This is a genomic window from SAR86 cluster bacterium, from assembly GCA_023703535.1.
Lineage (GTDB): Bacteria > Pseudomonadota > Gammaproteobacteria > Magnimaribacterales > TMED112 > TMED112.
Genome location: CP097967.1, coordinates 682,944 through 706,324, shown reverse-complemented (window position 1 = coordinate 706,324; position 23,381 = coordinate 682,944). Strand labels below are relative to the sequence as shown.

28 protein-coding genes and 2 tRNA genes are annotated in these 23,381 nt (G+C 32.7%); 14 read left to right on the top strand and 16 right to left on the bottom strand.

All coding sequences use genetic code 11. The features are described 5' to 3' along the window. Positions 1–80 precede the first annotated feature (80 nt). Genes M9B42_03700 through M9B42_03690 form a run of 3 tightly spaced genes read right to left on the bottom strand, consistent with a single transcriptional unit; the run spans position 81 to position 2,632 of the window. A complete protein-coding gene (locus M9B42_03700; protein ID URQ63885.1) occupies positions 81–1,343 on the bottom strand; it encodes a glycoside hydrolase family 3 C-terminal domain-containing protein in 1,263 nt (420 codons plus the stop codon). A gap of 51 nt (positions 1,344–1,394) precedes the next feature. Then, the gene (locus M9B42_03695; protein URQ63884.1) at positions 1,395–2,012 is read right to left on the bottom strand and encodes a hypothetical protein; all 618 of its coding nucleotides are present in this window, start codon (positions 2,010–2,012) and stop codon (positions 1,395–1,397) included. 2 nt (positions 2,013–2,014) lie between these two features. Next, entirely contained in the window at positions 2,015–2,632 is a 618-nt protein-coding gene (locus M9B42_03690) for a glutathione S-transferase family protein (protein URQ63883.1), read from the bottom strand. Positions 2,633–2,705: 73 nt separating this feature from the next. On the opposite strand from M9B42_03690, the gene M9B42_03685 reads away from it, so the two are divergent. Next, entirely contained in the window at positions 2,706–3,431 is a 726-nt protein-coding gene (locus tag M9B42_03685; GenBank protein URQ63882.1) for a hypothetical protein, read from the top strand. A 23-nt stretch (positions 3,432–3,454) separates the two neighbouring features. On the opposite strand, the gene M9B42_03680 is transcribed toward M9B42_03685, so the two are convergent. From M9B42_03680 to M9B42_03665, 4 genes are read right to left on the bottom strand one after another with little or no spacing between them, the layout of a single operon-like run. Then, on the bottom strand, positions 3,455–4,099 hold the full coding sequence (locus M9B42_03680; GenBank protein ID URQ64790.1) for a biotin--[acetyl-CoA-carboxylase] ligase: 645 nt from the start codon (positions 4,097–4,099) through the stop codon (positions 3,455–3,457). Between the two features lie 43 nt (positions 4,100–4,142). Beyond that, entirely contained in the window at positions 4,143–4,838 is a 696-nt protein-coding gene (locus M9B42_03675; protein ID URQ63881.1) for a TIGR02206 family membrane protein, read from the bottom strand. Beyond that, positions 4,835–6,505, bottom strand: a complete 1,671-nt coding sequence (locus tag M9B42_03670; protein URQ63880.1) for a GMC family oxidoreductase N-terminal domain-containing protein — start codon at positions 6,503–6,505, stop codon at positions 4,835–4,837. The genes M9B42_03675 and M9B42_03670 overlap by 4 nt, the downstream gene beginning before the upstream one ends. Continuing rightward, positions 6,502–7,206, bottom strand: a complete 705-nt coding sequence (locus tag M9B42_03665) for a TIGR02206 family membrane protein (GenBank protein URQ63879.1) — start codon at positions 7,204–7,206, stop codon at positions 6,502–6,504. Before M9B42_03665 ends, M9B42_03670 begins: the two co-directional genes overlap by 4 nt. A 91-nt stretch (positions 7,207–7,297) precedes the next feature. On the opposite strand from M9B42_03665, the gene M9B42_03660 reads away from it, so the two are divergent. Then, entirely contained in the window at positions 7,298–7,810 is a 513-nt protein-coding gene (locus M9B42_03660) for an HNH endonuclease (GenBank protein ID URQ63878.1), read from the top strand. Here M9B42_03660 and M9B42_03655 read toward each other — a convergent pair. The 3 genes from M9B42_03655 to M9B42_03645 are packed head-to-tail and all read right to left on the bottom strand — an operon-like array spanning position 7,807 to position 10,831. Then, a complete protein-coding gene (locus M9B42_03655; protein URQ63877.1) occupies positions 7,807–8,406 on the bottom strand; it encodes a redoxin domain-containing protein in 600 nt (199 codons plus the stop codon). The two genes, M9B42_03660 and M9B42_03655, sit on opposite strands and share 4 nt — an antisense overlap. Continuing rightward, entirely contained in the window at positions 8,403–10,385 is a 1,983-nt protein-coding gene (locus tag M9B42_03650) for a thioredoxin family protein (GenBank protein ID URQ63876.1), read from the bottom strand. The genes M9B42_03655 and M9B42_03650 overlap by 4 nt, the downstream gene beginning before the upstream one ends. 29 nt (positions 10,386–10,414) lie before the next feature. Beyond that, the gene (locus M9B42_03645) at positions 10,415–10,831 is read right to left on the bottom strand and encodes an Hsp20 family protein (protein ID URQ63875.1); all 417 of its coding nucleotides are present in this window, start codon (positions 10,829–10,831) and stop codon (positions 10,415–10,417) included. Positions 10,832–11,024: 193 nt separating this feature from the next. On the opposite strand from M9B42_03645, the gene M9B42_03640 reads away from it, so the two are divergent. Genes M9B42_03640 through dcd form a run of 6 tightly spaced genes read left to right on the top strand, consistent with a single transcriptional unit; the run spans position 11,025 to position 14,933 of the window. Next, positions 11,025–11,282 carry a helix-turn-helix transcriptional regulator gene (locus tag M9B42_03640; GenBank protein ID URQ63874.1) on the top strand — a complete coding sequence of 86 codons (258 nt, stop codon included), beginning with the start codon at positions 11,025–11,027 and terminating at the stop codon, positions 11,280–11,282. Then, positions 11,272–11,766 (top strand): hypothetical protein, encoded by a 495-nt coding sequence (locus M9B42_03635; GenBank protein ID URQ63873.1) that lies wholly within the window; start codon positions 11,272–11,274, stop codon positions 11,764–11,766. The genes M9B42_03640 and M9B42_03635 overlap by 11 nt, the downstream gene beginning before the upstream one ends. 3 nt (positions 11,767–11,769) lie before the next feature. Then, positions 11,770–12,204: a recombination regulator RecX gene (locus M9B42_03630; GenBank protein URQ63872.1), complete on the top strand. Its 435-nt coding sequence runs from the start codon at positions 11,770–11,772 to the stop codon at positions 12,202–12,204. Beyond that, positions 12,201–13,775 (top strand): DNA polymerase III subunit gamma/tau, encoded by a 1,575-nt coding sequence (dnaX, locus tag M9B42_03625; protein ID URQ63871.1) that lies wholly within the window; start codon positions 12,201–12,203, stop codon positions 13,773–13,775. Before M9B42_03630 ends, dnaX begins: the two co-directional genes overlap by 4 nt. Beyond that, a complete protein-coding gene (gene recR, locus M9B42_03620) occupies positions 13,765–14,370 on the top strand; it encodes a recombination mediator RecR (protein ID URQ63870.1) in 606 nt (201 codons plus the stop codon). The genes dnaX and recR overlap by 11 nt, the downstream gene beginning before the upstream one ends. Then, entirely contained in the window at positions 14,367–14,933 is a 567-nt protein-coding gene (gene dcd / locus M9B42_03615) for a dCTP deaminase (protein ID URQ63869.1), read from the top strand. Before recR ends, dcd begins: the two co-directional genes overlap by 4 nt. Here the strand turns inward: dcd and M9B42_03610 are convergent. The 3 genes from M9B42_03610 to purM are packed head-to-tail and all read right to left on the bottom strand — an operon-like array spanning position 14,914 to position 17,131. Then, the gene (locus tag M9B42_03610) at positions 14,914–15,585 is read right to left on the bottom strand and encodes a DUF3108 domain-containing protein (GenBank protein ID URQ63868.1); all 672 of its coding nucleotides are present in this window, start codon (positions 15,583–15,585) and stop codon (positions 14,914–14,916) included. The two genes, dcd and M9B42_03610, sit on opposite strands and share 20 nt — an antisense overlap. Position 15,586: 1 nt before the next feature. Next, the gene (gene purN / locus M9B42_03605) at positions 15,587–16,135 is read right to left on the bottom strand and encodes a phosphoribosylglycinamide formyltransferase (protein URQ63867.1); all 549 of its coding nucleotides are present in this window, start codon (positions 16,133–16,135) and stop codon (positions 15,587–15,589) included. Positions 16,136–16,138: 3 nt separating this feature from the next. Then, positions 16,139–17,131, bottom strand: coding sequence for a phosphoribosylformylglycinamidine cyclo-ligase (gene purM / locus M9B42_03600; protein ID URQ63866.1), 993 nt, complete (start codon positions 17,129–17,131; stop codon positions 16,139–16,141). A gap of 2 nt (positions 17,132–17,133) precedes the next feature. Here purM and M9B42_03595 point away from each other — a divergent pair, with 2 nt between their 5' ends. Both M9B42_03595 and M9B42_03590 read left to right on the top strand, forming a co-directional pair. Continuing rightward, positions 17,134–17,475 carry a hypothetical protein gene (locus M9B42_03595; GenBank protein ID URQ63865.1) on the top strand — a complete coding sequence of 114 codons (342 nt, stop codon included), beginning with the start codon at positions 17,134–17,136 and terminating at the stop codon, positions 17,473–17,475. Then, complete coding sequence (locus M9B42_03590) at positions 17,476–18,186, top strand: DnaA/Hda family protein (GenBank protein URQ63864.1); 711 nt, start codon at positions 17,476–17,478, stop codon at positions 18,184–18,186. Here the strand turns inward: M9B42_03590 and sppA are convergent. Then, the gene (gene sppA / locus M9B42_03585) at positions 18,176–20,026 is read right to left on the bottom strand and encodes a signal peptide peptidase SppA (protein ID URQ63863.1); all 1,851 of its coding nucleotides are present in this window, start codon (positions 20,024–20,026) and stop codon (positions 18,176–18,178) included. The two genes, M9B42_03590 and sppA, sit on opposite strands and share 11 nt — an antisense overlap. Before the next feature lie 81 nt (positions 20,027–20,107). Between sppA and M9B42_03580 the strand changes: the two genes are divergently transcribed. Then, on the top strand, positions 20,108–20,548 hold the full coding sequence (locus tag M9B42_03580; protein URQ63862.1) for a TlpA family protein disulfide reductase: 441 nt from the start codon (positions 20,108–20,110) through the stop codon (positions 20,546–20,548). Here M9B42_03580 and xseA read toward each other — a convergent pair. Beyond that, complete coding sequence (gene xseA, locus M9B42_03575; GenBank protein URQ63861.1) at positions 20,541–21,890, bottom strand: exodeoxyribonuclease VII large subunit; 1,350 nt, start codon at positions 21,888–21,890, stop codon at positions 20,541–20,543. The two genes, M9B42_03580 and xseA, sit on opposite strands and share 8 nt — an antisense overlap. 28 nt (positions 21,891–21,918) lie before the next feature. Between xseA and M9B42_03570 the strand changes: the two genes are divergently transcribed. Both M9B42_03570 and M9B42_03565 read left to right on the top strand, forming a co-directional pair. Then, positions 21,919–21,995 (top strand) — tRNA-Val (locus tag M9B42_03570). Positions 21,996–22,005: 10 nt separating this feature from the next. Continuing rightward, positions 22,006–22,428 (top strand): PaaI family thioesterase, encoded by a 423-nt coding sequence (locus tag M9B42_03565; GenBank protein URQ63860.1) that lies wholly within the window; start codon positions 22,006–22,008, stop codon positions 22,426–22,428. A 42-nt stretch (positions 22,429–22,470) separates the two neighbouring features. Here the strand turns inward: M9B42_03565 and M9B42_03560 are convergent, their stop codons facing one another. Beyond that, complete coding sequence (locus tag M9B42_03560) at positions 22,471–23,172, bottom strand: bacteriorhodopsin-like (GenBank protein ID URQ63859.1); 702 nt, start codon at positions 23,170–23,172, stop codon at positions 22,471–22,473. 126 nt (positions 23,173–23,298) lie between these two features. Here M9B42_03560 and M9B42_03555 point away from each other — a divergent pair. After that, positions 23,299–23,375 (top strand) — tRNA-Asp (locus M9B42_03555). The last annotated feature ends 6 nt before the right edge of the window (positions 23,376–23,381 follow it).

Genomic DNA, 23,381 nt, shown 5'->3' with positions numbered 1-23,381 from the left:
ATTATATAATAAATTTTTTAAAAATTAAGAAAAAAAATTTATAAAACTTCGCATAATATAATAAAAATAATTGCTATGATTTAATCAGGATAACTCAGACCATGTCCATATTTAAAGATTGGTGATTTTGTATCATCTGCGACATCAGAATTTTGACTCTTAACCTCTTCCATTGAAGAGGGAATTTCAAAAGGTAGTTGTCCTAACGGGTTATTATCTCCAAAGATAGTTTCAAAAATAACTTTATCTTGGACGCCAAACGTACCAATAAGACTCATGCTTTTCTCTACAGCTGTTGTCAAAATAGCCGGTCTATTTAAATCTGAAATAATGATTAACTTTGACTTTTTTGAATAATCTTCAATTCTTGAATTTATTTCATCATCATAATTAAGATCCATATTTGGAAACATTTTACTTAGAAAATTATCTTGGACTCTATCAATTCCAGATGGCTGATTTCCATTAAATACAGTATTGAGGAAAAGAAGTATATAGTCCGCATCTTTTGGGTCATTAACAATTTTACCGAACTTTGATGCTTCAGTTTTACTCATTCCATCGACAAAAATATTTAAATCTTTAGATAGTGGAAGAGTGTTATCTTTGTTTGAAAGCAACACTATAGATTTTCTTTGTGCATCAAGACCTTCCTCGATATAAGATTTTTTATTTACAAGTTCAGAGACTAAACTTTCTTTAACAAACGGATTTTCAAATAAACCTAATTCAAATTTATTTGTAAGGATTCGTCTAACAGATTCATCTATTCTTTTTTCTGAGATTCTTTGTTTTTGAACAAGATCAATAATATATTCTGGTTTATCTTCACCACCATACTGATCAACTCCTGCATTGATTGATTTCTCATATCTTTGACTTATTGAAAGATCATCAACACCCCAATGCCTTTCTTCTATAACACCCCAGTCAGTACAAATTACACCACTAAAGTTCATTTGCTTTCTTAATAATTCGGTAAGGATATATTTATTGAATGCCATTGCTACATCTTCATCTGTTTGTCCTTTAGGTATTCCGTAATAAGGCATTATTACCTTTATTCCTTCATCAATTGAAGCTTGGAAAGGTTTCAAATGATAATTAAAGTTATTTCCCGGATAAATTTGATTCTCCCCAGATTTTAAATGAGGATCAAGCCCTCCTTCTTGTGGTCCTCCACCAGGGAAATGTTTGACCATAGTGTGAACACTCTTTTCATTTATCTCTTCACCCTGAAACCCCTTTATATAGGCCACCGTCATCTCAGAAGAAAGATCAGCATTAGATCCAAAGGTTCCAAAATTTCTAGCCCATCTTGGTTCCGTAGCTAAATCAGCCATTGGATGAAGTGCAGTTCTAAAACCCATTGCACGATATTCAGCTGAAGCAATTTAGCCAAATTTAAAAATTAAATCTGCATCTCTTGTAGCTGCAAATCCAAGTTGTGATGGCCATTTCGATATTCCTTCTAATGAAAATGATGCTATGCCACCTCCACGCGGAACTTCATGAAGAGGATCAGTGCTAAAGGTTACTGGAATGCCAAGCCTACTTTTTTCTGCAACTTTTTGTAGTTGATTTAGCTTTTTTGCAATATCAATTGGGGAAGCATTCCCATAAAAATTAAAGTGAGATATATGTTTCAAAGAAATAAATTCCTCTACTGAAACACCACCACGCATAGCATCTAAAAAAGATTTAAAGATAGGATCGGCTTTAATAAGAACTGGGGGATGAAACATTTGACCAACTTTCTCTTCTAAAGTCATTTGAGAAAGCAAATCATCAACCCTCAAGTGAACAGGCTGTCTTGAGTCTTCATAAATATCAAGCTTCCCATTTTTATTAAGATCTCTGTATGAGAAGTTATCTTTTAATTTTTTATTCACTTCACCACTTGAGTTCAATAAAACTTTAGCATGACTTATTGGCTTAAAATAAATATTAAAAGCCCACAAAAGTATTGGGATAATTAATAGGTAGGAAATATATTTACCTATTCTTCCCATCACTAAGATTCTTCAAATTTTAAAGATTTAGCTTTCAGAAAAGCCTCTCTTTTAAATAAATTTTTTGTCCAACGCTTTATATTTGGTTTCATTGCTTGTTCAATGCCAAGAGCTTCTGCTAAATTTATTGCGTAACTTACACATATATCTGCTATTGTGAAGCGATTTGAGCAAAGAAATTCTCTATCAGCCAAACTACTTTCTAGAAGCTTTAGGCGTGAAACGAACCACCTGCTATAACCTTCAATTGCACCATCGGCAACACCAGGTTCTTGAAATTTATATCTTAGTACTACAGTTTGCGGAAAAGTAAGTGTGGCATCAGCATGAAAAAGCCAATTTAAATAGTTTGGATAATCAGCTTCATTTGGCATTACCTGTAAATCTGAAGGTCCAAACTTTTCTATAAGATATTGGCACATTGCAACAGATTCAGTCATTTTTATATCTCCATCAATCAGATATGGAACAGTACCCAGCATATTCACATCAAGATACTCTTTTTTAAAAACCCTTGGAGGGAATGGCATCATTTCAAGTTCATAATCAATACCAAGTTCTTCTGCTGTCCAAATTGGCCTTACTGATCTTGAATTTTCTGTGGCATAAATCTTTATCACAGTTTAATTATACTATTTGAGATAAAAAAAATTATTTTAAGAAATTTATGATAAGTTTGTAGAAGGAGTGCTTATGAAAATTTTAATACTTTTATTTATTTCATTTTTTTCTTTCTCGCAAGAGGAACAATACCGTTCAGAATTTGCCTGGTGTAATTTAAAAGAGGGAAATTCGATTGATGATGCAAAAAATATTGCAAGTAAATACGGAGAGTTTGTGGAAAGTGTTGGTTCGCAATATGAGCAATCATTTTTAGCTCCAATGCATGCAGGGGAATTTGAATATGATTATGTTCTGTGGGGAAGTTGGCCAGATGGGCAGTCCATGTATGAAGAGTGGGGGTCATACTTAAATGACTACGAAAAACCAGATGATGCAGCAGACTGCAATAAGTGGCGAGCTGTATATAACTTTTTAGTTGGCAAAAGTGAAATCTCATCTGAAAAAAAAGATGAGAAAAAACCTGTTCAGTTTGCTGCATGTAAATTTACAGCCTCTGGCAACAGTGAAAAGCTATTTTCTGCCGCCAAACTTAATGAATCTGAACTCATTCAATATGGGTTTAAAGGATGGAGGCATCATTATCTTTTTCCATATCTTGGCTGGGAAGATGAATTTGAATTTGATTTTATTCAGGTATTTCACTGGGACTCATTCGAATCCAGAGCAACAATGGCACAGCAATATGTAGATTTTTCTTCAAAATACCCTGAAAACTCAAAGAGATTTGAGAGGATTGCCAAATGTAGTGGGCAAAATAGCTTCTATGAAGAATTTATTTTTTCTAATTGGAATTAATTAATATGAGAAATGCTTGTTAACTAATAAGCATTTCTTATTTTAACTTCCGAGCTGCTGAAAACTTTCTTTTCCTTATCTAACTGAACAATCATTCTTCCTGAGGTGTCGATGCATAAAAAAACACCTTTTTTTTCATCAGGCAAGATTAGTATCTCTTGATTCATATGGAAGCATTTTTTCTCCCACCTTTCTTTCCAGTCGCTAAGAAAATTATCCTCATTAATTTTCGATAACCTTTTAAAAACAAATTTAATAAATTTTAATCTTTCCTTTTCATTTATTGTCAGATTTAGATCTCCCCAGTGAGCTTCTAGTGCATCCAGTTTTAGATTTATTCCTACCCCAATTACGACAAAAAATTTGCCATCGCTATTAACTGACTCAACTAAAATTCCACCAATTTTTTTATTCTTGTACACCAAATCATTAGGCCACTTTAGTTGAATATCAATACCAAAGAAATCTTTTATTGCATCGCTAACTACTACTGCTGTTTTAAGAGGTATTTTCTCTGAAAGATTATCTTTTATGAAACCAAATGAAAAATAAATATTACCTTCTTTGCTATGCCACTTATTCTGATTTCTTCCTCTTCCATTTGTTTGTGAATTACTGGAAATGAGAACTGAAGAATATTTTTTTTCTTCTAATTTTTCTAAACAAATTTCGTTAGTTGAAGTTACTGAATGAAAGTGAACTTCTAAAATGCTAATTTGCTCTCCTATCCTTTAAATGATACGGAACATACACCAAATAAGTGAAAAACCAAGCAGCAGGTATTAGTGCAAAGATATGATAGGGAGCATCTGGCATAAAGCTTGTAATATTGTCCCCACTAGGCTTTTCTAAAATGTACCAATAATTAGTTTCTAGAGCAAAATTTAGTACATACATCAATGGCAAGAAAACAAAAGTTGTGTAAGTCATTATTTTGAGAAAGTCTTTAAAGTAGGGTCTTTGATCCATTAAGACCATTGCTACAGATACCCCCAAAATTATAAGCAAATGTCCATACATATGATTTAGATATTCAAGAGATGGGAAGCCAAGTGCAGTGTCTGGAGTTAATAAAGACATCCCAGCACCAACTATTCCCCAAAAATATGCAAATAAGAAAAATATTCTAGGACCACCTAAAAGATAAATAGATATACACCAAGTTGAAAAAGCACACATATGGAGTGGAAGCGCATCTACCATTGCGTAATTTCTGACTTCAACTTTAAAAAATGGATCGAAAATCTCATGAGAAATCATAAGAAAAGCAAGTGTATAGCGTAAAATCTTGATTGTCCTCTCACTTGAACCTATGAAGAGTCTTGGTAGAAAAACTATAACAAAAATGCAAAAAATAAATGTGAGGATATGAGATGTGTCTAGTAAATTTAATGCCTGTGCAGTCATTTTGAGTTCCTTATCATATCAGCTGCTTTTTCACCAATCATCATTGAAGGAGCATTTGTATTTCCACCTACAAGCGTCGGCATAATAGAGGCATCAACAACCCTAAGATTTTCAACGCCTTTTACTCTGAGCTCACTATCCACTACAGCCATTTCATCATTGCCCATCTTACACGTACCTACAGGATGGTATATTGTATCTGATCTTTCTCTTAGTGCATTGACTATCGCTTGATCATTATTTATGTCTATTGGGTTTCTGATATTTTTATAATTACTCAACGGCTCACTATTCATAATTTCCATCATTCTTTTATATCCATCAACCATTGTGTCAATATCGGATTGGACCGAAAGGTAGTTGGGATCTATTAAAGGATCTTCGAATGGGTCTTTGCTTGCAATTTTTACAGTTCCTCTTGATTCAGGTCTTAAAAGACACATATGGCAGCTAAAGCCATTTCCCCATAGGTCTTGGCGCCCATGATCTTCAACCATAGCTACTACAAAATGTAATTGAATGTCTGGAATTTCCTTATCTTTTGAAGATTTAATAAAAGCACCTCCTTCAGCTAACGGCGAAGTAAACATCCCATTCCTCTGAAAAATTAATTTCATAAATTCTATAGGTGCTCTAAAAGTAAACTTTAATGATTTGAAGAAACTACCTAAAAGCTCCCAGTCATCAACTCGATGCGTTGTAATATAGTCAAGATGATCTTGTAGGTTTTCACCAACTCCTTTTAAATCTACAAGACACTCTATATGTCTTGATGCTAAAAAATCTTTGTCACCAATTCCAGATCTCATCAAAAGGGTAGGGGAACCATAAGCTCCACCACATAGAATGATCTCCTTATTTGCCTCTAAAGAAAAATATTTGTCCTTACTTATACATTTAACTGATTTTGCTCTTAATTTTTCAAATTCAACTTTTTCAACAATAGTATCTGTAAATATGGTCAAGTTTTCTCTATCTTTTATTGGGTTTAGATAGGCTACAGCACTACTGCATCTAAGACCATTTTTTTGGGTTACTTGATATATTCCAACACCTTCTTGATCATCACCATTGAAGTCATCATTTAATTTATGTACTTTTGAGCCTGCCTCAACGAAAAACCTTGTGAATGGATTATCATGTCTTTGAGCGGCAACATTCAACGGTCCTCCTTGGCCATGCAAATCATCTGAAAAAACTTCATTATTTTCAGATTTCTTAAAATATGGAAGCACATCTTTAAAAGACCATCCTTCATTACCTAATTCAGCCCAATGATCGTAGTCCCATTTGTGCCCTCTAACATAAAGCATGCCATTAACTGAGCTTGAGCCACCTAGAACTTTACCTCTAGGTTGGTAGCCTTTTCTCTTTTCTTCATAACTTTGGGGAACTGAGTAAGTTCTTCCAAATGTATCTGAAATTTTTGCAGGCCCTTCAGCTAATGTAACATCACTAAAATTTTTCTGTGGAACTGTATCGTACTCATAAATTAGATTTGCTCCTCTTAGAAATGCATACATTGCAGGTATATGAATTAAAGGATTTTTATCTTTCGGGCCAGTTTCAATCAGACAAACATTAGTTGCTTTGTCTTCCGTTAATCTATTGGCTAAGACACAACCTGCTGAACCGCCGCCAACAATTATGTAATCGAATTTTGTCATGCTTTTTTAAATTTGTCCCACAACAAGAAAGGTACGTATGTGATGAAAAAAACAATTAGTGCTAAGGGTGCAATACCCAAAATATGATAAGGAGCTTCAGGCATAAAAACCGCTAGAGAGTCTCCGGCAGGTTTATCCATTAAATACCAATAATTTGCATCTCCTCCAATTAGAATATTCGCTGCGTAAATTGGTATTAGAAGAAGAATAGTTATAACTGCCATTCTCCAAAAATTTTGCAGATGTGGACGATATTTTAAAACAGTTAATGCAAAAAACACTCCCAATAAAATTTGGCCATGGCCATAGAAGAAGAAAAAGTATTCAACATCGGGCCACCCAAGCGTAAGATCTGGTGTTGCAAGCGCCATAGTTGCACCTCCTACGCCCCAGTAGTAAGGGAGCTCAAAGAACATTTGATTTCTGCTTTTGCTTAACAAGAAAATACCTATAAGAAATGCACTAAACGCACACATATGCAAGGGGAGGTAAGTCTCCCAAGGTTTTTCAAAAACAAAAATGTATAAAAATGGCCTAAGAATTTCAAAGCCTAAAAGAGAGATTCCTATAATTTTTGTGACAATATTTTGCAGGGAAGTGCTGATGAAATTACTTATTAAACAAATCAAAACAATTATACCGAAGGTATAAGTAAGAGTCTCAATGTGTTGTTCCCCAAAAAGTATAAATGGTTCAATCATAAGCAAAAAATTTATACAGAATAATCATACAGCTTATGTTGATACAAGCAAAATATAATTTATGATGAATTATTAAATTAATTTAAGAAATATGCCAAAAGATTGTCTTCTTTTAAATGGAAATGGTAAGCCTGTGAGCTATTTTCCTTTATCAACTTTAGATTGGAAAACTGCTATCAAACTAATCTTTACAAGAAACGTAGTTATTGTAAAAAATCATGAAGATTGGGTTGTGCGTTCACCATCAGTTGAGGTAGAAGTTCCAAGCATAATTATGTTGAAGAGATTCCATAAATTTCAAAATTACGTAAAGTTCTCCAGGTCAAATGTCTATCTCAGAGACATGTATAAATGCCAGTATTGTTTAGATATTTTTGATGTAAATCAGCTTACATTAGACCATGTAATACCAAGATCTAAGGGAGGACAGACAGAGTGGCAGAATATTGTTACATGTTGCAAATCATGCAATACAAAAAAAGGTTCAAAAACTCTCAAGCCAATAATAGAGCCTAAAAAACCATCATTTGCTCATTTATTAAATGGACATAAGTTAAAGAGGTCAGATTTTCCTGACAAATCTTGGGCTGACTATATTTTCTAGTATTTTATAGAGCACCCATAAGGCCTTGTGCTGCTACTTTCAATTTCTAATCCTGCGTTAAGACTTTGAATTGCTTCTCTAACAAAATTTACTCCCTTGGATAGATCTGTACTAAAAAGAGCACCCATTGTCCCAAGGTTATCTATTGCACCCTGATATTTAAGCATGCCATCTTCATCGATTACATACATATGAGGTGTAGTTTTAGCTACAAACTTTTTACCTACAGAACCATCCTCGTCAAGAAGAACATGATTAGGGGATGCATCTCTTGTTAGGGTAAGTTCCTTAGCTTGGTCTTGATCTATATATCCTTGTTTTCCTTTTGCAGAAGAAACAATAGAAAGCCAAATTACATTCTCTTCAACTAATTCCTTTTGAAGTTTTTGCATGTTACCAGTCTCATAATGCCTTTTGACAAAGGGACATTCATGATTAGTCCACTCTAGGACTACTTTTTTGCCACGAAACTCCTCAAGGCTTATTTTTTTATTGTCTTGATTAATTAGTGAAAAGTTAGGTGCAGTTTCTCCAACTTTTGCAAGAGAAAAAATATTCATTGCAAAGAAAATAATTAGAATAATTTTAGCTTTCATTTTGTAACCTCCATTACATATTTTTCTGTTAAAACTTCATTTAAAATTATAGGCTGTTCTAGATTTTTATTCCAAAATACATATACAGGAACACCAGATCTGCCATATTTTTTTAATTCTTGGAAAATTTCATCACTTCTATTTGTCCAGTCAGCCTTGAAATATTTTATATTTCTTTTATCAAATTCTTTTAATGTTCTTTCTGTTAATGCAACTCTCTCATTTACCTGACAAGTAATGCACCAAGCTGCAGTAAAGTTAATAAAATATGATGAACCTTGATTTCTAAGGGAAATTTCTCTCTCTTTGGTCCAAGAGCTTTCATTAACCATAGTTTCTACACCTTTCTGCTTAAAACCCCAGTCAAGAAAAATTATAGTGGAGAATAAAATTACTAAAGAAGTTAAGTATTTAATTGGTTTTGAAATTTTGAGAGGTAAAAACCATATGAAAAAAGAAATGACTAGCCAAACTATTAGTATTGTAAGAAGTGAGTTTGTCTCCACTTGGTTTGATAATACCCAAAATAACCAGATTGCTGTTCCAAACATTAAGAATGAAAAAAATTGTTTTAAATATTTCATCCACTCTCCAGGTTTTGGTAAGAATTCAACAAGTCTTGGGAAAATTGCAATTAGAAAATATGGTAATGCAAATCCAAGTCCAAGGAATAGAAAAATCAGCATTGAGAAGGTATTAGATTGCACTAATGCATATCCTAACGCTGCACCCATGAATGGTGCAGTACAAGGTGAAGCAACTAAAACTGATAAAACTCCAGTCAAAAATGAGCCCGATGCACCAGAAGTATTATTAAGATTTTCTAGTTTTGTTAAGCTGCTGCCAAAATCAATATCTGTAAAAAGGATAAGCCCTATTACAAACATTAAAGTGCTTAGAAAACCAACAATCATTGGAGATTGCAATTGATAGCCCCAACCAATATTTTCTCCTGCTCCCTTCAATGCAATCAAAATTCCTGCAATACCTAAAAAAGTAGCTAAAACACCAAATACATACAGAGAAGCATTTAAAGTAATTGAGCTATTAGAATTTTGTGAATTTTTAATGAGAGAAAAGGCCTTTAAAGCAATTACTGGCAGAACGCATGGCATTAGGTTAAGGATCAAACCTCCAATAAATGCGAACAATAAAGCTGTTATTAAACTTATCTCGGATAAAGAACTTTCTAAAACAGTTGGCGTAATCTTAATTGTTTCATTAATTTCGCTAAAACCGTTTTTTGAGGATATAACTCCAGAAATTTGTCCATCAAAAGTATCTAACATGGAAAGAGCTAGTGAACCTTCTTGTGTTTGATTTTTAATTGTAATTTTTTGTGCAACTGAATAATCGATTACACCATCCATGTACGGATAAAAATATGATCCTTCATCAATCTGATCTGAAATTATCTCTAGGGCTCCATTTTGGTTTGGAAAAACTATCTCAACCGGAGGTCCTCTTGCAGGAATAAGAGATTTCCATTTCAAAAGCTCATTTGGGGCTTGTTTAATATTTAAAATCCCATTTTTTAACTCTAAAGAGAAAGAATCATTTTGTGGTATGCAAATATCATCACAAACTAAAAATTTTGTTTTTATTTCTATTTGAGAATCTTCTAAGTTATTGAGAGTTAATTTAAAAGGAATAACCAAATCATTTTTAAATCCATATGTCATGAGAGGAGGGTATGGAATCTTTTGAGGTCCAGGCCAGGTTATGTCAGAAATAACTAAATTAGAATTATTTTTATACTCAAATACAGCAGGCCCTCCAGAATCACCAGCATTTAACCAATACGTATGCCAACCATCTTTTAAGGCAAATTTAAAACCGAGCTCGATTGCTCCAGGTTTATTTATTACATTGTTGTTACCTATAACTGAAAATGAAGAGTATTCGTTTTGAACACTACTTTGAACACTTATACTAAATGTTAGTAGAAGATATAAAAATAATTTAGTTATAGATTTCATAAAGTGAAGGGCGGTTTCCCGCCCTATAGTTATTTTACCTCAATTACACGAGGTTTTTTATGGTCAGGTACTACTCTTTCAAGGTTAACAGTAAGTAAACCATTTTTTATTGCAGCACCTAAAACTTCAAGATCTTCTGCTAAAGTAAATTTTAGCTTGAATGCTCTTTTAGCTATGCCTTTGTGCAATGCCTCTTCAGCAGAATTGTCCTCCTTAGGACCATCATGCTTAATTGTCAGCACTCCATCACACAGCTCAATATCAACATCTTTTTTATCGATGCCTGCTAGAGCAATTTCTATCTTAAACTTAAGCCCATCCTTAAAAATATTATACGGTGGGTAACCAGATTGAGACTCATTAGAAATTCTTTCGAGTCTATCTACGAGTGTTTCAAAACCTAAAACTCGGTTTGAAAACATTGGATCAGTAAAATTTATTAACATAATGTCCTCCTTATAAGCGACTAGTTAATTAATTGCTGGCCTCACCCGAGCACCAACATCACATAATTTATAGATTAGTTTTCAAAAATCAAGTTTTTTTTTGATAAATGTAACTTATACTTCTCAAAATGTTGTTTTTTTTTGAAATAATGAGTAGTATAAGTTACATTATTGTTTATTAAGGATAATATAAATGGGTAAAAATCATAGAGATTTAGAAGTGCTACTAACGGTTAAAAGAAAAGAGGCTGGCATAACTCAAGCTGTTTTAGCAGAAGCTGTGCAGGTATCACGTAAAAGTATCAATGCAATTGAGAATGGGGTTTATATACCCTCTACAGTCTTATCATTAAAGATTGCTACAATATTGAATTGTAAAGTTGAGGACTTATTTAAATTACATGAGGGAACTTTTCCTCTTATGATAAATCAAAGTAAATATGAGCAATAAACTTAAAATATTTTTAACCTTTTCTCTAATCTTTCTAACTAGCTGTGCTACTGGTGGATTCAAGCCAAACGTTGTGCCTAGAGATGCAGCAGGAAAATCTCAAATAGTTCTCTCTGGCACTGTTGTATCAGTCAAAGAGGTTATTATAGAGGGCGATAGGGATGCTGGAACTGCATCGGGCGCTGTAATTGGTGCAATTGTAACAGGATCTGCTGCGAAAAGATCAGCTGACGGTGATGGAGAAACATCTGAGTTAATTGGTGGATTAGTTGGAGGACTGGTTGGTTCAGTTGTTGGAAGTGAAGTAGGAGAGTCACTATCAAGAAAGAAGGGGTTAGAGTTAATAATTCTTCTTGAAAATAATGGAAAAGAAATTTCAGTAGTGCAAGAAATATCAGAAGACCTAAACTATAATTTCCGTAAAGGAGATGAAGTTAGAATTATCAGGTCTGCCGGCAGAACGAGGGTAGTTCCACTTGAATAAGAATTGCCAGAAGTAAACCTTTGGAATAAAGCGCTAGATATCCTATCAAGAAGGGAGCACTCGATTTCGCAATTAAAAAGCAAAATTCAAAAGTTTCAGGATAATGAAGAACAAATTGAAGAGCTGATAAATAAACTCATTGATAAAAATTTGTTATCAGATAAGCGATTTGCTGAATCTCTAATAAAGTCCAAAAGTGAAGCAGGTTATGGCCCAAATTACATAGAACAACTTCTCCAGAAAAATTCAATCTCAAAAAATGATTACGATTTATATTCACTCAATATTGATTGGCATGCTATTTGTAAAAATGTTTCAGAAAGAAAAATTGGTAACAAAAAACTTAATTACGAAGATAAGCAAAAGATTTTGAGATTTTTGTCCTACCGAGGTTTCACTTATGAAATAATAAAAGGGTCAACAAATCTTGATATATGACTTTAGCAACAAAATATAGACCAAAATCTTTTTCAGAAGTAATAGGACAAGATCATGCAGTGGTTGCATTAAGAAATATTATTAAAAATCAAAAAATTCATAACGGTTATATCTTTTCTGGCACAAGAGGAATTGGTAAAACATCGCTTGCTAGACTATTTGCAAAAGCACTAAACTGCCATCAGTATGATTTAGATAACGGCGATGTTTGCAATAACTGTCCTAGCTGCATAGATATACAAAATAATTCTCATTTAGATTTAATAGAAATAGACGCAGCATCAAATAGCAAAGTTGAGGAAATGAGAGAGCTTCTAGACAGCGTTCAATTCAGTCCTTCAAATGGGAAATACAAAATCTATCTCATAGATGAGGTTCATATGCTCTCTAAAAATGCCTGGAATGCTATGCTTAAGACTTTAGAGGAACCCCCTGAACACGTTGTATTTTTAATGGCAACTACAGAGTCAGATAAAATTCCTAAAACAATTATATCGAGATGCTTACAATTTAACTTAAAGATTGTTTCGGATAATTCTATTGCAGAGAATATAAAAAATATTTTTAAAAAAGAAAATATTTCATTTGATGATGGTGCAATAGATTTATTAGTTGAATTAGCTGGCGGATCAATTAGAGACTCAATTACCCTTGCAGATCAGGCTGCTTTTCAATGCAATAACAATATAACTGAGGCAGAGATGTCAAAATTTCATGGCCTAATAGACAAATCATCTGTAGATAAATTATTAAGTGATATTTCAGAAAATAATGTCGAAAATATTATCAACGAACTAAAACGTTTTTATGACCTCGATACAAACTATCAAATTCTTTTTGAGAGAGTTTTAGCTGAATTGCATAAACAAATAATTCAAGAGATGTTAAAAGGAAATGATTCTCAGGACGCTCATTTATATCATCAATTTTTCAATTCTGGATTTAATGAGTCACAAATTTCTGGAAGAACAAGAGAAGCATTTGAAATAAGTGTTTTGAAATGTTTATCATTCAGAGATAACAGAAAAAACTCTACCGAAGAAATTAAAGACGATTCAAAAAAAAAGTCTGAAGACCAATCAATAGAATATTCCAAGAAAAGTAAATCTAAAATACCACAAAAGTCTGAGGAAAAAATTGAAACAGAAGAATCAAAGCAAACAAATGAAGAAAAAAAATTAGATCCTAAAATCTGGTTGGAAACTTTTGAAAGTCTTGATATTGTTGGGCCTACCAGAACTCATTTTGCAAATCTCGAGATAAAAGAATCATCCGATAACAAAGTAATTTTTATTGGAGAGAAGATGTTTGCAAAAAGAATAAAAGAAAATAATATTTCTGAATTAAAAAAATCTCTTGATAATGCAGGTTTTGGTAACCTTGATATAGAAATTGAGGAGATAGATAAAGTAATTGATACACCCTCAAATAACTGGAAGAAAAAAAGAAAAGAACAAATTGAAGATTTTCAAAAAGAGATAATTAACAGCTCTCTAATTAAAAATTTACAAGAAAACTATGACAAGACTTTAAATAAAGAGAAACTAATAATTATTGACCATGAAGAATGACTCTGATCTGTTAAATGAATTAATAAATGCTTTAACTATTTTGCCTGGCGTTGGCATCAAATCTGCGCAAAGGATGGTGTTTAATATACTTGAAAAAAACAGAGATAAAGCCAAAAATTTATCTGATCTATTAAGGTTAGCAACCGAACAAATAAGGAATTGTAACCAATGTAGAAATTTAACTGAGCAAAGCATTTGTAATATATGCAGTGATGAAAAAAGAGATCAAAATATGCTATGTATAGTTGAAAATCCTTCAGATGTACTTGCAATAGAAAATTCAGGAACTTTTAAGGGAAAGTATTTTGTTTTGATGGGCAGACTTTCTCCAATAGATGGCTTAGGGCCTGAAGAATTAGGCATTCCTAAATTAATCCAACAAATTACTAATTCGAATATAAAAGAAATAATAGTTGCAACAAGTCCAACAGTGGAGGGGGACGCAACATCATTCTATATTAGAGATCAGATCACAAAAGAAGAAGTTAAAGTCACTAGAATAGCCTATGGAGTTCCAATGGGAGGGGAATTGGAGTATGTTGATAATACTACTTTAGGTAGAGCTATTCAGGGTAGAAGAGAAATCAAAGAATGAGCATTAAATCTGATAATTGGATTATTGAACAGGCAGAAAAAAATCAGCTCATTAAACCTTTTGAAAAAGAGCAAATTAGAGAAGTTGATAATAAAAAAGTAATCTCCTATGGCGTATCAAGTTATGGTTACGATGTAAGGTGTGCAAATGAATTTAAAATATTCACAAATACATTTTCGTCAGTAGTTGACCCTAAAAATTTTGATGAAAAAAGTTTTGTCGATATACAAGATAGTGAATGTATTATTCCACCCAATTCTTTTGCACTTGCTAGAACGGTGGAATATTTCAAGATACCAAGATCGATACTTACTCTATGTCTTGGAAAATCAACCTATGCTAGATGTGGAATTATTGTAAATGTAACTCCACTAGAGCCTGAATGGGAGGGTCATGTGACGCTAGAGTTTTCAAACACAACTAATTTACCTGCAAAAATTTACGCTAACGAAGGAGTTGCTCAAATGCTTTTTTTTGAATCAGACCAAGTTTGTAAGACTAGCTATAAAGATCGTGGAGGAAAATATCAGGGACAAACAGGTGTCACTCTTCCAAAAACTTAGGTTCGTCTACTAGAGATAGTTTATTAATTTTGCCATTTCTTAACTCTATGAAACTATCAATAATCATAAAATCATACTCCGGTGAAATATAATAAGTTATATCTCCCGCATCATTTGATGTTGCTTTAACTTTAATGCAATTAATATTTCCAAATTTCTTTTTAATAACCTCTTCTCCAACTACCTTATATTCACGTTCAACAATTTTCCCTTCTGTATTTGTAATTACATTTAAGAAAAAGTTATCAACGCCATTTTTAACATTAAGTCGCATTTGGAGATCACTTCCAAGCTGATCCAGCACATTTTCTTCATTTAAAAATGCAAAACCAAGCTCCTGAGATTCAATCTTATTATCTAAGAAAGAGACTTCAAAACTTTTTTCTTTACTACCAGGGACATTATTTTTCACTTTTGTAAAAAGTGTTTTAACTTTATTGTTTTCTAGAACTAGCGAGGATTTTTGTGAATACTCATAAATAAAAAGAGGCCTCAAAACAAATCTAGAAGTAATTTCATTGTCATCGAATTTAAAACTTCTTTTAAGAGTTATATTTCCTGCAGAATAATGTGTGAATTTAAACTTGGCATCCCAGCTCTTAAATTCATCAGATATAAGTGAAAAAGATAAGAATAAGATGAAAAAACGCATTTTAAAGGTTAGATATAGTTTCTGGATAAATTTTATTTTCTAATTTTTTAATTTTCTCTGTTAAAGATTCAATAGTATCATCTGGTTCAATTTCAATACTCTGTTGTCTGATAATTGGCCCAGCATCAAGATCAGAAGTGACATAGTGAATTGTAGTTCCATGAAGTTTATCACCTGCAAGCAAGGCTCTTTCATGTGTATTTAATCCAGGATATTTTGGCAATAGGGAAGGGTGTATATTTATGATTTTTTGTTTCCACTTTTCTACCAGAAAATTACTTAAAATTCTCATATATCCAGCTAAGATGACATAATCAGGGTTTAGTTTTTGCAAATAAACATTGATTTCCTCATCAAATTTTTCTCTAGAATCAAATTTTTTATGATCCAAAATTTTACAATCAACATTAAAGTTCTTTGATATATCAATACCACTTGCATCAGGGTTATTTGTGAAAGTTGATATTACCTTGTAGTTTAATTTTTCCTCATTTTGAAGAATTGATTGAAGATTAGTGCCTGTACCAGAAAAGAAGACAACAATGTTCATTTATTAATTTTTGAAGATGAATTTTTTTTCTGTCTTTGAAACATATCCAATTTCGAACAACTTTGAGTTAATTTTTTTAGCCTTTTCAACATCGTCTCTATCAAGAATTAAACAAAAGCCAATTCCGCAATTAAAGACTTTGTACATCTCATTTCTTGTGATATTTCCGAGTTTCATAATTTCTAAAAAAATCCCTTTTAATTTGCACTTGTCTCTGTCAATAATCATTGTGTAGCTGGAATTAATTCGTGAAAGATTTTCTTCAAGCCCGCCTCCAGTAATATGAGCCATTCCATTGATTTTTAGTTTTTTTGTGAGTTCAAGCACTTCTTTTACATAAATTTTTGTTGGCGTTAGTAGTTTTTTTTGTAATTTTTTATCAGTTTTTTTGCTATTTATTATTTTGTTAATTAGAGAATATCCATTAGAGTGAAAGCCTGAAGAGGGCAGTGCAAGTATTGCATTATTCTTTCTAATTTTTGACCCATCTATAATATTTTTTCTCTCATTAATGCCCATCGCAAACCCAACTAAATCAAAATTATCTTTAGTATAATGATTAGGCATTTCTGCAGTTTCGCCACCAATTAATTCGCAACCAGCCTGATCGCAGCCCTTCAGAATTCCTTTTATAATTTCTTTTCCTTTATTTCTATTAAGTTTTGATACTCCATAGTAATCAAGAAAAGTTAATGGAGTTGCACCACTAACTACCAAGTCATTAACACACATTGCTACTAAATCTATTCCAATAGATGAAAGGTTTTTTTGCTTAAGTGCAAGGGTAATTTTAGTTCCTACTCCATCACAAGCTAGTGCAAACACTGGGTCTTTGTATTTTTTCGGTGGTTTAACATAGCCTGAAAAACTCCCTATATTGCTTAAAACATTTTTTAAATCCCTTTTTTTGGTAAGAGATTTAATATCTTCAATAAATTTTTGCCCTTCATCAATGTTTACTCCTGATGATTTATAATTAATTTTGCCTTTATTCATTTATGGTTAATGTTTGTGTAATGTTTTATTCAAAAATTCTCAAAGTCACTAGAATTATACTTTTTTTTGGACTATCAAGTTCAGTTAATTTGGCTGAAGAAGACAATATAGTTATTAGCTATATTGTTAATTATGAGGAAATATATAGATTAGAGGAAAAAATATATGAGTTAAGTCAAAAGATATTAGATGATTATCAAGTTTCCACGACTAATGAGAAAATAGAATTTAATGCAGAAAAATATTTCATAGGATTTAAAGTAATTCGAATCGATGAAAAAAATTTTCTTGAATTAAAATTTAACAAAAAAAAGATAGAAGAATATCTAAATATAGAAAATTAAATGAATAAAATTACCTCTAGCAATCAATATTTTTTTAATTTTAAGAGAGATCTTAATGCAAGCTTAGATAATTTTTATTTTTCAAAAAAAAATGAAATATTAAAAAATGAATTAGGTTTATTTATTAATGATTCTAATGCACATAATTTATTTATTTCTGGAGACAAAGGGTTAGGAAAGACTTTTTTACTTAACTGCGCACTTAATCACAAGAAATTTAGCGAGCAAAAATGTTTGTATATCGATATTGAAAACCTTAGCAATAATGTAAAAGTCTTTAATGAAATAGATTCTTTTTCAGTTATTTGTATAGACAATATTCATTGCTCTAATAAGGATATAGAAGTAGAGCTTTTCAATCTTGTGAATAAGGCTTTTACCAGCAAGACAAAGCTATTAATCTCTTCTCAACTACACATTACTAAATTAAATCTTTTTCCTGATTTGCTTTCTAGGATTAAACAGATGAGCTGTTTTTCAATTGAACAGATTTCTGATGATGAAGTTGATGATGTAATTGATTTTATGAATACAAAATTGAAACTTTTTTTTTCAAAAGAGCTTATTGAAGATATATCAAAGATCGTAAGAAGAGATATCTCCTCTATTAAAGATTTGTTTGTTGAGATTGAGCAATTTCTTTACTCTGAGAAGAAAAGACCATCGAAAAGAGCAATAATGGGCTTTTTAAAGAAAAGGATTAATCAATAAGAGAACACTCTCTGCAAAGGACATTAATTTCTTTTCTCATTTTACCTTTACTTAACTCTTTTCCATTCACAAATTCAGATATAGCTTCTGTTAGTGAGATTGCAAAATTTAAGCTGTTGCTATTTTTTGCAGGCTTTACATAGTCCACTTTAAAGTCATCAATCTCTAATATGGACTCTGCTGTAAAATTAATAGCATCTTCAAGGGTGCCTATTTCATCAACGAGACCTATTTCAACTGCATCTTCTCCATACCACACTCTTCCTCTAGCAATCTCTAAAACCTTTTCCAGGGGTATATCTCTATCTTTTGAAGTTTGTGTTGTGAAGTTCATGTATGTTTCATCAATATTTGCTTGAAAAGTTTCTATTATTTCTTCAGGCCAGTCTTCTGCCACAGGATTGAAGTCTCCAAATTCAGTAGTTTTATTTGAATCATAATTTAATCCTGCCCACTCAAGAATCTTTTCAAAGGATAAAAGACGCCCATAAACACCTATAGATCCTGTAATAGTATTTTCTTCTGCGTAGATTTTATCTGCCATCGATGAAACCCAGTAGCCACCAGAAGCAGCTAAACTTCCCATTGAAACTACAATTGGAATACCTTTATTCTGTGCTTTTTCAATTTCCCACCTTATATATTCAGATGCAACAACTGAGCCGCCTGGTGAATTTACTCTCAACACAATTGCTTTTGTATTTTCATTTTCATGAGCAGCTTTTAACATTTTTACTAGCCCATCAGAGCCAGCAATACCTAGCTGTACCGGTCCTGTAGTAATAGCACCTTCTACAGTAATTACCTTTATTACATTTTTTGATTTAGATTTTTTTGCCTTTTCAAATGTCTTCAAATAATCCCTATAGTAAATTGCATTTAGCTCGTCTTCGTCATCTTCTGCAGCCCCAAACTTTTCCAGCATTCTGTCATTAAAGTCATCCTCTTCCTCTTGATAATCAATGATATTCCACTCAAGGTTGGCATTTTCAAAAGAAACATTTCCTGCTATTAAATCTTTATATGACTCATCTGCATACCATTGGAGATCTACATCTCTTGTTTCTTTAACAAAATTTTTATACGCATTCCAAAATCTGTCTATGTAGTATGAATTATCCTTTTGCTCTTGGCTCATATTTGATCTTGTCCAGTCTTCAGGCCCTGTCTTCCAATCTCCTGCTGTAAAAACTCTCGGAGTTAAAAGAAATTTTTCGAAAAAATCCTTTTGATACAATCTTGTAGACGTAAAGCCATCGAGTGCAAATGCAGAGTATTTGCTAGCGCTTATTTCAGTTGCACCGGATGAAAGCAAATAAGACGTATCTCCATAAATCGATAGTGACTCAGCTCTAATTATTATTTCTTTGCCTGCCTGAGCAGCTTCTTTTATCTTTTTAGCCAAAGGTATTGCATAAGCAGAGCTAATTTGTAGTCCAGATGGATCAAAAATCATACCCGAAACCTTTTCGTCTTCTTTAAACTTCTCAAAAAAATCTACTAGATGTTTAAATTCATATGTAATGACTTCTTCATCGCCCAAAAATGAAGTGAATTGATCTTGTGATTTGGGGATTTGTTGATCAACAACTATTCCGTCTGGACTAAAAACTACAACCTTTCCATCTGCTTTTGGCTTAGTCTCATTATCAAAAAGTGGATCTAAAATGCTTATAAGAATTGCAGCAACGACAAATAAAAAGATTGAAGTTGCTAAGGTAAAGCGTATTGCTTTCCAAAAGAAATCTCTTCCAACTCTTATAAAATACCAAATATTACCTAGGAAATTTCCTAGCCTAGAAAACGCTCCGATATCATTTTTTTTCTTAGTTTTTGCCATATCTATTTATATATTACTTTTATCAATGAAATAAAGTTTCATTTTTATTAAATAAATGTATCATTTATAAAATTTTTTCAGATGAGGATTTTAGCAATCTTAAGTTTATTTTTTCTAGCTTCTTGTGAGAGGCCGGATTTAGAATTTACAAACTCCAAACCAAAACATTCATATATGCTTAATGATCAGTTAATTTTTCTGAATTTCTGGGCAGATTGGTGCGCCCCATGCATAAAAGAGTTTCCTTATTTTAACGAATTAGACAAAAACCCAAATGTAACAGTAATCGGATTTCATTTTGATCAGTTTGATGTTCTTGAAGACGAAGTTGTAGAGGGGTTTATAAAAAAATTTAATATTCAATTTTTAAATTTAAAAACTGACCCAAGAGATATTTGGGGTGTTGATATACCTAACAGCGTACCAACAATTCTAATAATCAAAAACAATTCAATATTAAAGACCATTACGACCCCCCAAACGCTTGAGACATTAGAGAGCCTTGTTCAAGATCTTAGCTAACTTTTGATTTCACTTTACCTTTTGAAAATAGAGTTTGAATTTCTTCACCTTTTTTTAATCTTTTTGCATCTTTAATTACTCTGTTTTTTTCATCAGTAGTAATTGAATAGCCTCTTTTTAAAACTCCCTTAGGATCAAGAGCATGAATTTTTTCTTGAATTAACTTAAGTTTTGAATTTGAGCCACTCACTATTGTGAGGAGTTGATGGTTTAGATTTGTCTTTAGAACATTTAAAGCATTAGAAATTTTTACTAACCTTGATTTAGGAGACACATTATTTAGCTCGGCAAATTTAATATCTATTAAATTAATTCTTTTGGTTAAAAAATTTTTGATGGCTAGTTCTATTCTTTCGTGTTGCTCATCAAGTCTAAGTTGCTGTTCGTTAAGTTTTTGCTTTGGAGTTCTTAGTTGTTTTTTAAGAAAATTAAGAGACTGAGTCTTTTCTTTAATTTTAGTAATTATATTTCTGTGAAGAACTAATTTAGCATTTTCAAAATATTCCAGAATGCGACTAGAACCCTCTGATATTATTTCTGCAGCTGCTGTGGGAGTTGCTGCCCTGTAGTTTGAAACAAAATCAGTAAGAGTAAAATCTGTCTCATGACCAACTCCACTTATTATAGGTGTCTTCATTTGTGCTATGTATCTGCATACCTCTTCATTATTGAAAGACCAAAGATCTTCTATCGATCCTCCTCCTCTACATATGATTGCTGCATCAATATTATTTTTTGAATACTGAGTTTCAATTAATTTCAATGATTGAAGTATAGAATTTGGAGATTGTTCTCCTTGGACTATAGTTGGAGCAATCAAGATTTCTGTGTGAGGAGACCGTCTTTGTAGAGTTGATATCACATCTCTTATTGCTGCTCCTTTCGATGATGTAATAATTGCAATTTTGTTATTTATTTCAGGAAGCTGTTCACTATTTTTTATTTCAAATAATCCTTCAGAATTTAGCTTATTTTTGAGAAGCTCGAATTTTCTCATTAATTCACCAAATCCAGCAAGCTCCATTTGCCTAACTGTCATTTGGTAACTTCCTGTTCGTTTATAAACAGAAAGTTTTCCAAAGAGGATTAACTGATCACCTTCTTTCGGTTCATTTAGAACTTTATTGTTATCACCTTTAAACATCACACATCTTAAAACAGCCTCAGAGTCTTTTATAGAAAAGTACCAGTGTCCCGATGGATAGGCTTTAAAACCTGAGATTTCGCCAGAGACCCAAAGAGGTGGAATGTCTCTTAAAAAATCATCAGCCGTTTGGTTTACTTCTGATACGCTGAGAATATCTCTAGAGTTTGAATTAAGATTTTCTGTGTAGTCTTCCATAAGAATTTATTATATTCTATTGCTTTCTGCGAGTTTAGCTCAGTTGGTTAGAGCACCTGCCTTACAAGCAGGGGGTCGTAGGTTCGAATCCTACAACTCGCACCAATCATTTTTTATGAGTATTGATATAAATAAGTTCTTGGATTTCCATAAGGAAAATGGAGGCACTGGTAAGCTGTTTAACTTTGAGTTTAAAGAGCACAAGGAGGGTTTTCTAGAATTATCTGGGGAGTTTAATGAATTATGCTTAAATCCTGATGGATCAGTCCAGGGTGGAATGATGACATCAATGCTTGATGACGTGACAGCATTGCTGTTAATTTATGAGTCAGGAGGGACTTTATATCCTAGCTCGACCGATTTACATACACTCCATCACAGACCTCTTTTTAAAGGAGAGGTAACTGCTAGAGCAATACTTATGAAAAAAGGCAAGAATATAGCGACTGTAAGAGGGGAGCTTCTTAATAAAGATGGTAAGTTGGTCACAACACTTGTTCATACCGTATTTCTTATAGACAGGGAAAATAGGTTCTAAAAAAAAGCCCGCTTTCGCGGGCTTTAAAGGTCTAAAGTTAATTTAACCTTTTTGTACTCCGGAATCTCTCATAGCTGCATACCAGATAACTAATCCAAATAGGAATTTGTTAACAAGGTCAGCTAAGTTATAGATAATGTTTAGAGCGTTAGCATCTACGCCACCACCTAAATAACCAAGGAAATAACCTAAAGGATAGATAGCCCACCCAACTGTTACAATCCATTTGATTCCATTAAATGCAAATGTGAGGTTTTCGTTTCCTGCAGCATCTTTAATTTGAGCTGCTTCACCTGCAAAGACGTAGTAGATAATAAATATCCAACCTAACATCCCCACAACAAAACCTACTGTTGCGTCAATTATTCCAGCTTCACCAAGATATCCTCCTAAAAGCATAACTAGTGATGCAATAAATAATTTCCAAAATACTCCAAGACTTACTGCAACAACTGCTGCAAGAATTAGATAAAACTCTACAATCTGCATAGGAACAGTAATCAACCAATCGATATATCTATATACTGTTGGAGATTCACCTGTTGCTACCCAAACATCTCTCATGTACATGTAGTGCCAGAAGGCAACAAAACACACGAGCGCTGCGACTGTCAAGGAAGTTTGCCATGAAGCTTTAACTGTACTTCTTTCTACGAAGAAGAAAAGTGCTCCCGCAGCCATAACAGCTGTAGCAATCCAAAAGGATATCCCGACAAAATCGTCTTGTGCTAGAAAATAATCCATAATTTCCCCCGTTAAGTAAATTTACGTTAACGCGTACATTTTAGTGGCTCTAAAACTAAAATACAACTTTATTTACCCTCAAAAAGTTGTATTAAAAGTATATTTGTAACAAAATCTAACACTTGCGGTCCGGTAGTTCAGCTGGTTAGAATGCCTGCCTGTCACGCAGGAGGTCGAGGGTTCGAGTCCCTTCCGGATCGCCATTGCAA

Coding starts and splice junctions, on each gene's coding strand:
- purN (URQ63867.1), bottom strand. CDS start 16,135: ATGAACATTGTTGTCTTCTTTTCTGGTACAGGCACTAATCTTCAATCA.
- sppA (URQ63863.1), bottom strand. CDS start 20,026: ATGGCAAAAACTAAGAAAAAAAATGATATCGGAGCGTTTTCTAGGCTA.
- M9B42_03650 (URQ63876.1), bottom strand. CDS start 10,385: ATGAAATCTATAACTAAATTATTTTTATATCTTCTACTAACATTTAGT.
- M9B42_03635 (URQ63873.1), top strand. CDS start 11,272: ATGAGCAATAAACTTAAAATATTTTTAACCTTTTCTCTAATCTTTCTA.
- M9B42_03610 (URQ63868.1), bottom strand. CDS start 15,585: ATGCGTTTTTTCATCTTATTCTTATCTTTTTCACTTATATCTGATGAA.
- M9B42_03595 (URQ63865.1), top strand. CDS start 17,134: ATGGTTAATGTTTGTGTAATGTTTTATTCAAAAATTCTCAAAGTCACT.
- purM (URQ63866.1), bottom strand. CDS start 17,131: ATGAATAAAGGCAAAATTAATTATAAATCATCAGGAGTAAACATTGAT.
- M9B42_03665 (URQ63879.1), bottom strand. CDS start 7,206: ATGATTGAACCATTTATACTTTTTGGGGAACAACACATTGAGACTCTT.
- M9B42_03675 (URQ63881.1), bottom strand. CDS start 4,838: ATGACTGCACAGGCATTAAATTTACTAGACACATCTCATATCCTCACA.
- M9B42_03645 (URQ63875.1), bottom strand. CDS start 10,831: ATGTTAATAAATTTTACTGATCCAATGTTTTCAAACCGAGTTTTAGGT.
- M9B42_03655 (URQ63877.1), bottom strand. CDS start 8,406: ATGAAAGCTAAAATTATTCTAATTATTTTCTTTGCAATGAATATTTTT.
- M9B42_03670 (URQ63880.1), bottom strand. CDS start 6,505: ATGACAAAATTCGATTACATAATTGTTGGCGGCGGTTCAGCAGGTTGT.
- M9B42_03700 (URQ63885.1), bottom strand. CDS start 1,343: ATGGCTGATTTAGCTACGGAACCAAGATGGGCTAGAAATTTTGGAACC.
- dcd (URQ63869.1), top strand. CDS start 14,367: ATGAGCATTAAATCTGATAATTGGATTATTGAACAGGCAGAAAAAAAT.
- M9B42_03695 (URQ63884.1), bottom strand. CDS start 2,012: ATGGGAAGAATAGGTAAATATATTTCCTACCTATTAATTATCCCAATA.
- M9B42_03640 (URQ63874.1), top strand. CDS start 11,025: ATGGGTAAAAATCATAGAGATTTAGAAGTGCTACTAACGGTTAAAAGA.
- M9B42_03565 (URQ63860.1), top strand. CDS start 22,006: ATGAGTATTGATATAAATAAGTTCTTGGATTTCCATAAGGAAAATGGA.
- M9B42_03660 (URQ63878.1), top strand. CDS start 7,298: ATGCCAAAAGATTGTCTTCTTTTAAATGGAAATGGTAAGCCTGTGAGC.
- recR (URQ63870.1), top strand. CDS start 13,765: ATGAAGAATGACTCTGATCTGTTAAATGAATTAATAAATGCTTTAACT.
- M9B42_03560 (URQ63859.1), bottom strand. CDS start 23,172: ATGGATTATTTTCTAGCACAAGACGATTTTGTCGGGATATCCTTTTGG.
- M9B42_03590 (URQ63864.1), top strand. CDS start 17,476: ATGAATAAAATTACCTCTAGCAATCAATATTTTTTTAATTTTAAGAGA.
- xseA (URQ63861.1), bottom strand. CDS start 21,890: ATGGAAGACTACACAGAAAATCTTAATTCAAACTCTAGAGATATTCTC.
- M9B42_03580 (URQ63862.1), top strand. CDS start 20,108: ATGAGGATTTTAGCAATCTTAAGTTTATTTTTTCTAGCTTCTTGTGAG.
- dnaX (URQ63871.1), top strand. CDS start 12,201: ATGACTTTAGCAACAAAATATAGACCAAAATCTTTTTCAGAAGTAATA.
- M9B42_03685 (URQ63882.1), top strand. CDS start 2,706: ATGAAAATTTTAATACTTTTATTTATTTCATTTTTTTCTTTCTCGCAA.